The following is a 13680-nucleotide window of genomic DNA, read 5'->3' as shown; positions in this document are numbered from 1 at the left end:
CAATGATCTACTTGTTGGTCAAGCAACTTGCTTGCGACAACTTAATTAATAATACACAGTTGATAAATGAATGTCAACAACTTTTTCAAATTGTTTTTTTCGCCTCGTTTACGGCTTCGCGTAAACAACTTATCAACGAAATCTATATTACCCTATTAACGAACGTTCGTCAACTCCTAATATTTAAACAAAATAAGTGAACATTAAAAAAAGCCGGCCCATGGCCGACTTTTTATTTTAAAACAATGCTAATTGATTTTCATCTGGCATCCCCTCAAGCACACCATTTTCATTAAAGAAATCCATCAACGTCTTAGACACCCCACCACGTTGGGCAAGATCTTCCTTTGATAAGAATTCTCCTTCTGCACGAGCGGCAACGATACGCTTGGCAACGTTATCACCCAATCCTGGTACAGAGTTAAACGGTGCAATCAATGTATTCCCATCAATCTTCCATTCTTCTGAATCAGACTTATATAAATCAACCATACTGAAATCATAGCCACGTTCTAGTGCTTCATTGGCCAATTCTAAGACTGTCATTAAGTCTTTATCTTTAGCAGAAGCCTCATTTCCCTGACTACGAATTTCTTGAATTTTTGATTTAGTTGAATTCAATCCACGCGACATCGACACAATATCGAAGTTGGTTGCACGGACCGAGAAATAAGCACAATAGTAAAGCATTGGGAAATAAACCTTATAGTAGGCAATTCGCAATGCCATTAAGACATAGGCCGCCGCGTGGGCACGTGGGAACATATACTTAATCTTGAAACATGATTCAATATACCATTCCGGTACACCAGCGGCACGCATTTCTGCCTGATACTCTTCAGAGACACCTTTTCCTTTACGAACCTTTTCCATGATTTGGAATGAAGACTCAGGTTGTACCCCATAATTAATTAAGTCGGTCATGATTTTGTCACGCGTTCCAATAACGGTTCCAATATCAGCCACACCATCTTTAATCAATTCGTCAGCATTTCCACGCCACACATCAGTTCCGTGGGAAAGTCCAGAAATTTGTAGCAATTCAGAATAGTTCTTCGGATGGGTTTCTTCTAACATCCCTCGCACAAACGCCGTTCCAAATTCAGGCACACCTAGCGTTCCTGTCTTTGACATGATTTGCTCTTCCGTGACACCCAAGGCATCTGGTGACGAAAATAAGCTCATCACACCTGGGTCATCCATTGGAATCGTCGTCGGATCAATCCCAGACATATCTTGTAGCGCACGAATCATCGTTGGATCATCATGTCCCAAGATATCCATCTTTAGGATATTATCGTGAATTGAGTGGAAATCAAAGTGGGTTGTCAGCCATGTTGCCGAAAGATCATCGGCCGGAAATTGAATTGGCGTAAAATCATAAATTTCCATATCATCCGGCACAATTAAGATTCCCGCTGGATGTTGCCCAGTTGTACGTTTAACACCAGTTGCACCTGCAGCCAAGCGATCAATTTCAGCCCCACGTAAATGCAACTCATGTTCACGTTCATATGCCTTGGCATAACCGTAGGCTGTTTTATCAGCGACTGTCGCAATCGTTCCAGCACGAAACACATTATTCTCACCGAATAACGATTTCATATAATTATGGGCATATGGTTGATAGTCTCCCGAGAAATTCAAATCAATATCCGGAACCTTGTTTCCTTTAAATCCCAAGAAAGTCGCAAAGGGGATATTATGACCATCACCAATTAAACGTGTTCCGTCAATCGGACTGAACTTCTCCGGCAAATCATAACCAGATTCATATTTTCGTGGATCAGCAAATTCAACATAATCACCATTTTCACTACGATAATGCGGTGGCAAAGCATTCACTTCGGTCACCCCAATCAGCAAGGCAACTAATGATGAGCCGACCGAACCACGCGACCCAACCAGATACCCGTCTTTATTCGATTTAGCCACTAAACGTTGGGCCACTAAATAAATAACCGAGAAACCATTGGAAATAATCGACTTCAATTCTTGTTCAATTCTAGCCTCAATCAATGCCGGCAACGGCTTACCATACATTTGATACGCAGTGTCATAGGTTCTTTGTTTAATTTCATCTTCAGCCGTTGGCATATTAGGTGGATAGTTTCCCGACTTAATTGCTTCAACTTCATCAATCATATCCAACACACGGTGTGGATTTTCAATCACTAATTGTTTAGCTTGCTCTTCACCCATCCACGCAAAGTCGTCTAAGACTTCTTGCGTCGTTCTAAAATGTAAATCCGGTAAGCTATAACGATTAAGCGGGTTCGCGCCCCCTTGTGAACTAATCAAAACTTTACGATAAATCGCATCTTCAGGATTCAAATAATGTACATCTCCAGTCACAACAACTGGCTTATCCAATTTTTCACCAATTGCGACTGCTTGTTGCATCAATTCTCGTAAACGTGCTTCATTTTGAATTAATTCGGCTTCAATCGCGGCTTGGTAATTAGCAGAAGGGTGAATTTCAATATAATCATAATACTTGGCCTTATTAGTCGCTTCAGCAACACCTTTTTGCATCAAAGCTTCCCAGAAATCACCTGAGGTATCACCTGTTCCAACTAACAACCCATCACGATACTCGTTCAAAAGCGAACGCGGCACACGTGGCACACGATAAAAATAATCTGTATTTGATTTAGAAAGTAGTTTATACAGATTTTTAACCCCTTGTTGGTGCTGAATCATCAAAACAGCCTTATGTGGACGTCCATGACGCCAGGCATCATTATCCGTCATATGGTCATTCAATTCATCAGCATAAGTCACACCAAAATCTTCATTTGCTTGCGCCAAGAAAATTTGATTCAAATGCCCCGTTGTTTCCGCGTCATAAATCGCACGGTGATGATGTTCCAAATTGACACTAAAATGCTTCGCCAATGTATTCAAACGATATGAACGCATTGTTGGATAAAGCAATCGTGCTAAGGGCAACGTATCAATAACCGCATTTTCGATCACTTCCATGTCGTAACGCACATAAGCCTCGTTCACAAAGTCCACGTCAAAAGTCACATTGTGTCCAACTAAAATATCATCACCATAAAATTCACGGAATTCTTCTAGCACTTGTTTTTCAGGTTTAGACCCCTGCACATCTGCATCCGTAATTGATGTCAAATTAACCGTTGTTTCACTCAAAGAAAAGCCAGGGTCAATAAACTCAGAAAACTCAGCAATGACATTGCCTTTTTGCATCTTCACAGCTGACAGTTCAATGATTCGATCATAAGCTGCTGACAAACCAGTGGTCTCAATATCAAATACCACATATTCAGCACCATCCAACACTTTATGTTGTGGATTTAAGACAATCGGCTCACCATCTTCAACTAAGTTAACTTCAACACCATACGCCATCTTGATGCCATTTTTAGCGGCCGAACTGGCAGCTTCAGGAAAACCTTGGGCCCCAGCAGTATCCGTAATGGCAATCCCTTCCATGCCCCAAGCAGCGGCTTGCTTCACATACTCACCGATACTGTTCGTTGCATCCATCGTTGACATAAGTGAATGTGTATGTAATTCAACACGCTTTCGTTCACCCTGATACGTATCTTGACGTGCTGCATGCTTAATTAATTCAATATCATAAGCATTCATCGTCAAGTCACGCACAAAGTCATCTTGTTGAATCGGCCCACGTGCGCGAATCCAAGCACCCACCTTCAACTTCTCAAAGAACTCTTCATCCCCTTCATCACGCGAAAACTTCTTTAGAATAAATGAACTCGTATAATCCGTTACTTTTAACGTAATTAATTGACGCCCTGATTTTAGTTCACGAATTTCAGACGCAAAAATATACCCTTCAACAATAATTGAACGCTCTTCATCTTCAATTTCAATCATTGGCGTTGGGACACTATCACTCGCAATTTTACGGCCCAGAGCTTTGTCCGAATTTGCTTTGGCCGGTTTGGCATTATTTGCTTGTTTGCGTTGCTGCTGCGCTTGCTCAATTTGAACTTTCGCTTGTTGGGCAATATCTTGCTCTTGCTGTGCCCGTTGCATCGCCATCTGCGCTGCAGATTCAGCTGCTTTTTGCTCATCAAAATCAATTTGAATTGGCAAATCCTGCGTTAACCCTAAACGATGGTAAGCCGCATTAATAATCGCCATGCCTGTTTGATGCGCATAACGGGCCCAGGCTTCATTTTCGAATACCAACAACAAATGGTCATTGCGAATTTCAGGCATCACTTGCGAAAATGCACGCTGAAAAGCCCCCGACTTTTGTTGGCACTGTTGCAAGGTCCAAGACCAATAATCAACAATTTCATTTAAGTTTGGTTGCTGTTCTAAAGTGATTTGAAAAGTACTCTGTGCAATGGCGGCAAAAGTTGTTTGCATGCGATTCACAAGATTCGAAAAATCAGCAACTGCTGGTAAAGTCTGAAAATGAAAGTTAAATTGCCAGACACGTGATTGTTTGTGGACAATCAACTTTTCCAACGCTGCGCCTTGAAAACTCTCGGGAATTGGTTCAATCTCTAGTTGATTTAACAATGTTTGAAATTGTTCCTGTGCTGTTAAAGCCATTCGTTGCCTCCTTCGTTTAATTTATTCACTCTATTATACCAACTCATTGTGAAAATAAAAAAACCCAAGGCATCCTTAGGTTTTTCTTATTTTATAATTAGTTCGCATCCGCTTGGGTTTCACCAAGTAAAATACTTAATGAATTTGCCAATTCATCAACACGTACTTCAATGCTTTCTTCAGCCTTGCGTAGTTTAACTTCCACAATACCTTCGTCAGCTTTCTTTCCAACAGTTACACGCACTGGCAAACCAATCAAATCAGAATCCGCAAACTTAACCCCTGGACGTTCATTACGATCATCCAATAGCACTGAATAACCAGCTGCTTCTAAGGCATCATTGATTTGATCTGTCAATTGACGTTGTTCTTCATTCTTATACTTGATTGGAACCAAGTGAATATCCCATGGCGCAACCGCACGTGGCCAAGCCAAACCATTCTCATCGGCATTTTGTTCTGCAATGGCTGACAACAAACGTGACACACCAATTCCATAACTACCCATGATTACATCTGCTTGACGACCGTTTGCATCAAGAACTTGCGCACCCAAAGACTTTGAATAACGCGTTCCCAACTTAAAGATATGGCCAATTTCAATTCCTGGTGTAAATTGCAAAGTTCCAGTTCCATCGATTGCTGTGTCACCTTCACGAGCCAAACGTACATCTGCAACTTCGTCAATTCGGAAATCACGATCAATATTTGCATTTAAGAAATGGAAACCAGCTTCATTGGCACCAACGGTTAGGTTAACCATGTCAGTTACCCATTCATCGGCAATAATCTTTACATCTTCACCTACGCCAACTGGACCAAGTGATCCAAACGATGAGCCTAAGACATTTGTGGCTTCTTCATCAGTTGCCATACGTACTTCTTGCGCACCAGTCACATGTTGGACCTTAACTGGGTTCACTTCAAAGTCACCTCGAACCAAAACCATCACTGGTTCGTCATCAGCATACATAAACAGTGTTTTCACCAGCTGATCAGGTGTTGTTTGTAGGTAATCTGCTAATTCTTCAATTGTCTTAACATCAGGTGTGGCAATTTTTGAGCAATCTTCAGCAATCGCGTGTGACTTGTTTGAGACAAACAAATCTTTAGCCATTTCCAAATTAGCTGCATAATCAGACGCATCTGAATAAGCAATCACATCTTCACCTGCAGCTGCGGGAGCTGAGAATTCCTTAGAATCTGAACCACCCATCGCTCCAGCATCACCAACAATCACACGATAATCCAATCCAATGCGATCAAAAATCTTGATGAATGCATTTTCCATAAGATCGTAGGCGTCATCCAAGCCAGCATCATCAACTGAAAATGAATATGCATCAAGCATCATAAATTCACGGCCACGCAACAAACCAAAACGTGGTCGATTTTCATCACGATATTTTGTTTGAATTTGGTACAAAGTTAATGGCAAACGCTTGTATGACTTGATGTCATCACGAATTAATTGCGTCATTGTTTCTTCATGAGTTGGGCCTAAAATCATATCACGACTGTGACGATTCTTAAGCTTAAACAAGTTTGGACCATATGTTTCATATCGACCAGATTCTTGCCAAAGTTCGGCTGGTAACAAAGTTGGTGCTAACATTTCAGTTGCATCAGCTCGATCCATTTCTTCACGAATGATCGTTTCAATTTTATTTAAAACGCGTTGTGCTAGTGGTAAATAGGCATAAACTCCTGCTGATACAGGGCGAATATAACCAGCGCGTAACATCATTTGATGTGAAATCACTTCTGCATCCGCAGGTACTTCACGTAATGTCGGAATAAAAACTTTAGACTGTTTCATATATTTCCTAAACCTCATCCTTAATCGCAATAAGTTGCGTAACTACTCTTCTAAACATCTTACCATACAACTGAATTTTTGAGAAAAATAAAATGATAACTCAAGTGAGTTATCATTCATTTGTTATTTAATAAAGTAACGGAATAAATCGTTTCCGGTCACTGCAATCATCAAAACGACAAGCAACGCTGCGCCAGCAATCGTCACAGTCATTTCAACTTTTTCAGAAATTGGACGACGGAAAATCGCCTCAATCAAATTCAACAATAACTTCCCACCATCCAAAGCTGGAATTGGTAGTAAGTTCATCATCCCCAAATTAATTGATAGCATCGCCGTGAAACTAATGACACTAATCAAGCCATATGAACTGACTTGTTCAGTATTCTTATAGATTGCAACGGGTCCACCTAATTTATTTAGTGAGAAGCTTTGGAACAAGCCAATAATCGCCCGCCAAATTTGTGTGGCTGATTGCTTAGTCACTTGCCATGCATAATTCAAACGCGCCCCTGGCGCTTTCGTCAATTCTGGCGTCACCCCAATTTGTCGGACTTTCTGACCTTGAATTTCCTTCGCTTGTGGTTTAACCGTCACGGTTTGCGTCTTTGAGTTACGTTCATACGTCATTTTTAAGCTCGCAGCACTTGAGCCTTGAACCATCGTTTGCATATCTTGCCATGAACGCACTTTTTTACCATCAATTGATTTGATGTCATCACCTGACTTCAAACCGGCTTGAAGCGCTGGTGAATTAGATTGTACTTCATCCAAAGTTGTCGTAGTTACCCCAGGCATTGCAAAGGCGACACCCGTAAATAACACAATCGTTAACAAAAAATTGTTTAAAGGTCCGGCAAAATTAATCAACGCACGCTGCCATAATTTTGCGGACTCAAATTGCGTATCGCGTGGTGCAATCAACAATTCAGTACCATCAGATTCAATCATACTTGCATCATGATCAACTGGTAAGCGGGTTAGTGTCTCTTCATTCTCGAAGTAACCCTCAATAAACAATGCATCAACTAAATCAAAATCATTAACCGTAAAGGCACGGCCACCGATAATTTCAACTTGTTCTGCTAAATTAATTTTTTCAACGACACCATCGACAACCCCTAGCATCACCGTCATGCCTGGCTGCAAAGGATTTTCTTCCGCTTCGGCCCGGCTAGCCATCCGTACATAGCCACCAACTGGCAAAATTCGCAACGTATAAGTCGTTCCATTGCGTTGCGTTTGAAATAATTTTGGACCCATGCCTATTGCAAATTCACGAACTCGGACACCTGATTTTTTAGCAAAATAAAAATGACCAAACTCATGCACAATGACGATAACCCCAAAAACCAAAATAAACGTGATTAATGTTTGCATCATTTTCTCCATTTTTTTAATTTTTATCTATCTGTTGTCCAGTTTAATATATCCACCCGGCTGAACGCACGTACTTTATAAAAAATTATGCTTTAAAAAAAGCCTAATCCAATGGATTAAGCTCTCTAAAAATCATTGTTTAACCCATGCCACCTAGCAAATAGAAAACAGGGAAAGCGATTAACATTGAATCAAAACGATCCAAAATACCACCGTGTCCAGGCAAAATTGTTCCTGAATCCTTCACCTTATAGAAACGCTTCAAAGCTGATTCAATCAAATCACCGAATTGACCAGAAATTGAAACCAATAGACTAATGAAGACCATCACACCCCAACTAAATTGAAGTGGTACAAAGTAAGCATAAACCGCTGCGACAAGAACAGCAACAAGGGTTCCACCAATTGAACCTTCCCAAGTTTTGTTTGGGCTAATGGCAGGCGCCAACTTGGTCTTTCCAATTTTACGGCCAATCATATATGCCCCTGAATCAGTCGTCCAAACAATCAATAGCACAAAGAACAAGGCCCCTAGTCCGGCAAAACGGGCTTGCACGAACATGTGGAAACCAAGTCCGATATACATCATCGCTAAGGTAAATACCCCGGCATCTTCGAAATTAAATTTGTTTTTTGCCAAAACTGTATGTACAAGCATCAACAAAACAAACACATATAACATCGTTGAGCGATGCATAATAACCGGCGCATTCAACGCTGTCATAAATTCTGAAGGCAAAGTCATAATCGCTGCACCTAGCATCGCTAAAATCGCACCAAAATCAACCAATAATGTGCGATGCATCATGACAATTTCACCAGTTGCAATGACAGCCAATAAAGCTGCTAAAATTTGAATCCAAATTCCTCCAGCGAAAACAATTGGCAAAAAAATTGCCAATGCAACAATCGCTGTTATTACTCTCGTACGCATAAATCCAACTCCCTATTCCTATTTCTTATCACTATTATTTTCAGCTAATCCACCAAAACGCCGATTGCGCTGCTGGAATGTCAATAATGTTTCATCAAATATATCTGCTGTTAAATCAGGCCAAAGTGTATCCATAAAAATAAATTCTGAATAGGCGGACTGCCACATCAAAAAATTAGATAACCGTTGTTCGCCACCCGTTCGAATTAACAAATCCGGATCAGCTAAAGCCCCCAATTGCGCAGTCATCAAATGTTCACTGACCGTCGCTTCAGTTATATCATCAATTGCTAACTCACCCTGTTGTACAGCTAAGGCCATTTCCTTGATACCGTCAACAATTTCAGCCCGCGATCCATAATTCAACGCAAAGTTTAAAATCATCCCCGTATTATCTGCCGTTTGCTCAACAGCGTTTAGCACAACTCGTTTTGTATCAGCCGGTACGCCATCAATCTCTCCAATAATTTCAACGCGAATATTATTCGCTTTGATTTCAGGAATAAATGTATCGAAAAAACGACCCGGTAACTTCATCAAAAAGCCAACTTCATCTTCAGGACGCTTCCAGTTTTCAGTTGAAAATGCATACAACGTTAGCACTTTCACACCACGCTGTGCAGCCGCTTTAGCAACAGTTTTAACAACTTCCATTCCCTGTTGATGTCCGGCCACACGCGGCATATTTCTTTTTTTAGCCCAACGGCCATTTCCATCCATAATCATTGCAACGTGTTCTGGAATACGTTCCATATCCAATTCCGCGTTGTCTAAAAGTGTTTCTGATTTTGAACGATTAAAAATCATGGCATTTCCTCCGCCATTAGTTTATTTGTCAATGGTTAACGTCATGTATATCTTAGCAGTAAATTTACGTGAATAGATATAAATTTATCTAAAAATCACCTTTACTTACCATCTAAGATGGCTTCAATTGTCTTAAGCACGCCATCGTGATTATTATCAGCAAGGGCCTGGGTTTGAATCCGATCGTGCATAAACTGCTCAGCATTAGGCATCACAAATGGGCGCCCAACATAACGCAACATTTCTAAATCATTATCATTATCGCCAAGGGCAACCATTTCGTCTGGTTGAATATCAAAATGGGCTGCAAGCGTTTCTAGACCAGTTCGTTTGTTCACATTTGGTGCCAACAAGTCCACTGATCCAAAGCCAGACCCCGTTGTATGTAATTCATTCCCAAATTCAGCTTTCAATTCATCAATCTCAGGTTTAACATCAACCGACTGTTCCCAAATCAAAGAAACACGGAAAATATCATCATCAATTTCATTAAATTTTTCAACTTGTTGTAAATTAGGGAAGAAAAAGCGACTCATCTCAATCACTTCTTCAGTGGCATGGTTAGAGACATAGGCCCCTTTTGCACCCGACAACATAACCAAATTTTCATCAACCGGATGATTTTTTGCATTCCATGTCAAAACACGGGCAACTTGATCTGCTGTCAAAGCTTGTTCACTAATAATCTCGTCACCCTGTGAGACCAAAGCCCCATTGTCAGAGATATACGTAATCCGATCCGCCCCCACCGATTCAAAGTAAGCGGCCAATTTCACTTTTTGATTCCCGCTCGCGGCAACAAAGCGAATATTTTGTGCTTCCATCCGATCCAACAATGTTTTCATCCAGACAGTATCAAAAGTTTTTTCATCATTCAATAAAGTGCCATCTAAGTCAGTTGCAATTAATTTAACGCCCATGAAAGCCTCCTTTATTCATTTTTCTTTATCTTTTTGCTATTCTTTCTAAATATCAGTAAACCATTCCCATTTTAAACGTCTCCTGCCAAGAATGCCAGTTTTTTCAAGACTTATTCACAGTATTCCCATGACTTTATGTTAAAATTAAGTTTGTGACTAAATTATAATTTATACTAAAAATATATGGAAAGGGTCTCTTTATGGACAAAGAATATGCAGACCGCTTAAAACGATTGGGCCAATTAGATGACCCGCAAGAAACCACAGCACAAACTAACGATAAAAAGGCGCCAACACAGACTAAGAAAGAAAAGAAAGAAAAGAAGCAAACGACTAAAACGACCCATAGTGTCAAAAAGCCGCCTAAAACAAAAAAGACTGAAGAGGCGCAACCACAAACGCATCACAAGAACACGCCCATGCGTGTCCAAAAAAGCATTTACCGGGATAAGATTTTTTGGATTTTACTTGTCATTTCAACCCTCTCACAATTGGCTATTTGGTGGATTTATCCTTTTATTTATTCCAAACAACTGGTTGGTGGGCCTTTACAACAAAGCCCACTCCTTGTTACCTACAGTGTTCTCTTAGCAATTGCAACTTATTTCACTTTCGCCCAAGGGATCACGGTCCGACTTAATTACATTTTCATTTTAATTCCGATCGGCTTTATCTATTTCTTATATCAAGAAATGACGGGACAACAAGTCATCTTACTGGCGCTACTCCCAGTTAGTCTATTTTTGATTAATATTCCTTGGCTAAACTTAAAAAATATTTTAGGACTGATTTTATATTCAGGCTTATCGACACTCTCATTGCCGGTTGTCATTTTTTATCAACAAAACACATTTTTGACACCACCATTTATTTTAAGTCTAGTGCCACTTTTCTTAAGTTATTTGTACTATATGAGCAGTATTTTCATTCCTTATGGTACAGAAAAACGTGTCACCGGGTTAATCTTTGGAATTGTCTTACTCTTAGTTGTCTTAAGTCTTCCATGGAATCTATGGACACTATCCGCAGTCATCTTGATCATCTTCACTTGGATGGTGCTTATCAATTTTGACTTAAAGCTTAAGTATCGCATGGGGATTTTATCATTCCTTGAAATGATTACTGTCCTGGTGATTTTCTTACAACAACGCTAAAAAAAGGATTCTCAATCGAGAATCCTTTTTTCTTTAGTCTTCAATTAATTCCAATACTTTAACTGAGTCCATACTTCGGAATTTTTCATTATAATCCATTCCGTAACCGACCAAAAATTCATTAGGTACTTTCGCGCCAACAAAATCAACTTCAACGCCACCCATATAACCTTCTGGACGCTTATCTGTCGCGACCGCAATTAACACGTTTTTAGCCCCACGATGTTCGAAATCTGCCTTTAGATAACGTAAAGTTAGACCAGTATCAACCACTTCATCTAAAATCAAGACATTCTTCCCAGCTAAATCTGTTTTCAGATCACGTTGAATCGTAATATGTCCGGATGAACTATCACCAACATAACTAGAAACATCAATATAATCCATTAACACATCATCGTGTCGGCCCATAGCCCGCAACAAGTCGGCCATCCAAATGTAAGCACCCTTCATCACACCAACAACCACGAGTTCCTCGCCAGCAGTTGCCGTATTAATTTCATCTGCCACACGTGCGACCATTGCTTGAATATCTTCAGGAGTTAAAATTGTTCGTTGCAAATTATACTTCATGCATTAAGCCTCTTCGTTCCAAATATCAAATAGCACCGTTGTTTGTTCGTTTGATGGACCAACTGCAAATGTATATAGTGGCACACCAATCAATGCTTCAACGCGGTTAAGATAATTTTGCGCATTTTCAGGCAAGTCTTCACGACGACGAATGCCAGTAATATCTTCATCCCATCCTGGAAGTTCTTCATAAACTGGTGTGGCACGACGAACTTCAGCCAAACTTGCTGGATATGATTCAACTTGCTTACCATCCAATTCGTAAGCCACAGCAATCTTCAATACTGGCAAACCAGATAGCACATCCAATGAATTCAATGATAGATGTGTGAAGCCACCAATACGGGCCGCATGGCGTAAGACAACTGTATCTAACCAACCAATACGACGTGGACGCTTTGTGACAACACCATATTCATGACCAACTTCACGAATTGTATCACCAACTTCATCAAATAATTCAGTTGGGAATGGACCATCCCCCACACGTGATGTATAAGCCTTAGCAACCCCGACAACACGGTCAATCTTGGTTGGACCAATTCCAGCACCAATCGTTGCCCCACCACCAACTGGTGATGATGATGTAACATATGGATATGTTCCATGATCAATATCAAGCATTGCGCCTTGCGCACCTTCAAGCAAAACTTGCTTATCTGTATCAAGGTAATCATTTACCAAAACAGCTGTATCCGTAATATAAGGACGTAAAGTTTCTCCGTAACCGACGAATTCCTCAACTAATGCATCTAAGTCAAGTGGTTCGTGGTCATAAATCTTTTCTAGTAATTCATTCTTGTCAGCTAAAACAACGCTTAGACGTTCGCGCAAAATTTCTGGATCCAATAAATCAACCATTCGAATCCCGACACGCGCTGCTTTGTCCATATAAGCTGGTCCAATTCCACGACCAGTTGTTCCAATTTTACCATCGCCCTTTTTAGCGTCAGACAATTGGTCAATCAAAATGTGGTATGGGAAAATCACATGCGCACGATCTGAAATACGTAAATTGTCAGTCGTGATATTTTTTTCTTGAATTGATGCCAATTCTTCAATTAAAGCCTTTGGATTTACAACAGACCCGTTTCCAATTACGGCTAAACGTTCTGGATTAAAAATTCCTGATGGTACGGCTGATAGTTCAAATTTCTCACCATCAACATAAATCGTATGCCCAGCATTGTTACCACCTTGGTAACGGACAACCATGTCAGCATCTTGTGCGATAAAATTGGTGATTTTACCTTTACCTTCATCACCCCATTGACTACCAACTACAACGATTCCTGCCATTATTTGGACCCCTCATTTCTGACTTGCATATGCATTAACTTCTCAATTTGAATAATGAAAAACGAACATTAAATTCCATTACCCGTATATTTCTATTTTAACAACAAACAATATCACTTTCAAGCACAACATCACTAATGTTGGTGTAATTGCGATGTTTTGGTATTTTTTAATAGATAAAGTTCGTGTTTTAGTTGACTTATATCTCGTTTAAGCTTAAACTATGTTTCTGTT

Annotated in this window: 9 protein-coding genes; 1 reads left to right on the top strand and 8 read right to left on the bottom strand. The window is 40.2% G+C overall.

Going from position 1 to position 13680, the window contains the following annotated elements; genetic code table 11:
* Window positions 1-237: 237 nt before the first annotated feature.
* From IV67_RS03150 to IV67_RS03125, 6 genes are all read right to left on the bottom strand, one after another.
* Window positions 238-4560 (bottom strand): PolC-type DNA polymerase III, encoded by a 4323-nt coding sequence (locus IV67_RS03150; protein ID WP_057787028.1) that lies wholly within the window; start codon window positions 4558-4560, stop codon window positions 238-240.
* Window positions 4561-4657: 97 nt separating this feature from the next.
* On the bottom strand, window positions 4658-6379 hold the full coding sequence (locus tag IV67_RS03145; RefSeq protein ID WP_057787026.1) for a proline--tRNA ligase: 1722 nt from the start codon (window positions 6377-6379) through the stop codon (window positions 4658-4660).
* A 123-nt stretch (window positions 6380-6502) separates the two neighbouring features.
* Window positions 6503-7759 (bottom strand): RIP metalloprotease RseP, encoded by a 1257-nt coding sequence (gene rseP, locus IV67_RS03140; RefSeq protein ID WP_057787024.1) that lies wholly within the window; start codon window positions 7757-7759, stop codon window positions 6503-6505.
* Between the two features lie 139 nt (window positions 7760-7898).
* A complete protein-coding gene (locus tag IV67_RS03135) occupies window positions 7899-8693 on the bottom strand; it encodes a phosphatidate cytidylyltransferase (RefSeq protein WP_057787022.1) in 795 nt (264 codons plus the stop codon).
* Window positions 8694-8711: 18 nt separating this feature from the next.
* Window positions 8712-9500, bottom strand: a complete 789-nt coding sequence (locus IV67_RS03130) for an isoprenyl transferase (protein ID WP_057787020.1) — start codon at window positions 9498-9500, stop codon at window positions 8712-8714.
* Window positions 9501-9601: 101 nt separating this feature from the next.
* Complete coding sequence (locus tag IV67_RS03125) at window positions 9602-10420, bottom strand: Cof-type HAD-IIB family hydrolase (protein ID WP_057787018.1); 819 nt, start codon at window positions 10418-10420, stop codon at window positions 9602-9604.
* A 200-nt stretch (window positions 10421-10620) separates the two neighbouring features.
* Between IV67_RS03125 and IV67_RS03120 the strand changes: the two genes are divergently transcribed.
* Window positions 10621-11574, top strand: coding sequence for a hypothetical protein (locus tag IV67_RS03120; RefSeq protein ID WP_057787016.1), 954 nt, complete (start codon window positions 10621-10623; stop codon window positions 11572-11574).
* Between the two features lie 33 nt (window positions 11575-11607).
* Here IV67_RS03120 and IV67_RS03115 read toward each other — a convergent pair whose 3' ends face one another.
* Both IV67_RS03115 and IV67_RS03110 read right to left on the bottom strand, forming a co-directional pair.
* Window positions 11608-12147 carry a phosphoribosyltransferase gene (locus IV67_RS03115; protein WP_057787014.1) on the bottom strand — a complete coding sequence of 180 codons (540 nt, stop codon included), beginning with the start codon at window positions 12145-12147 and terminating at the stop codon, window positions 11608-11610.
* Window positions 12148-12150: 3 nt separating this feature from the next.
* On the bottom strand, window positions 12151-13446 hold the full coding sequence (locus tag IV67_RS03110) for an adenylosuccinate synthase (protein ID WP_057787012.1): 1296 nt from the start codon (window positions 13444-13446) through the stop codon (window positions 12151-12153).
* Between the last annotated feature and the right edge of the window lie 234 nt (window positions 13447-13680).

Origin of the sequence: Weissella minor, from assembly GCF_001437425.1 — a bacterium.
In the GTDB taxonomy this organism is placed as follows: Bacteria; Bacillota; Bacilli; order Lactobacillales; family Lactobacillaceae; genus Weissella; species Weissella minor.
The sequence above is the reverse complement of the archived record's forward strand: the minus strand, read 5'-3'. Positions and strand labels throughout refer to the sequence as shown.

Coding starts and splice junctions, on each gene's coding strand:
- IV67_RS03115 (WP_057787014.1), bottom strand. CDS start 12,147: ATGAAGTATAATTTGCAACGAACAATTTTAACTCCTGAAGATATTCAA.
- IV67_RS03110 (WP_057787012.1), bottom strand. CDS start 13,446: ATGGCAGGAATCGTTGTAGTTGGTAGTCAATGGGGTGATGAAGGTAAA.
- IV67_RS03120 (WP_057787016.1), top strand. CDS start 10,621: ATGGACAAAGAATATGCAGACCGCTTAAAACGATTGGGCCAATTAGAT.
- IV67_RS03125 (WP_057787018.1), bottom strand. CDS start 10,420: ATGGGCGTTAAATTAATTGCAACTGACTTAGATGGCACTTTATTGAAT.
- rseP (WP_057787024.1), bottom strand. CDS start 7,759: ATGCAAACATTAATCACGTTTATTTTGGTTTTTGGGGTTATCGTCATT.
- IV67_RS03135 (WP_057787022.1), bottom strand. CDS start 8,693: ATGCGTACGAGAGTAATAACAGCGATTGTTGCATTGGCAATTTTTTTG.
- IV67_RS03150 (WP_057787028.1), bottom strand. CDS start 4,560: ATGGCTTTAACAGCACAGGAACAATTTCAAACATTGTTAAATCAACTA.
- IV67_RS03145 (WP_057787026.1), bottom strand. CDS start 6,379: ATGAAACAGTCTAAAGTTTTTATTCCGACATTACGTGAAGTACCTGCG.
- IV67_RS03130 (WP_057787020.1), bottom strand. CDS start 9,500: ATGATTTTTAATCGTTCAAAATCAGAAACACTTTTAGACAACGCGGAA.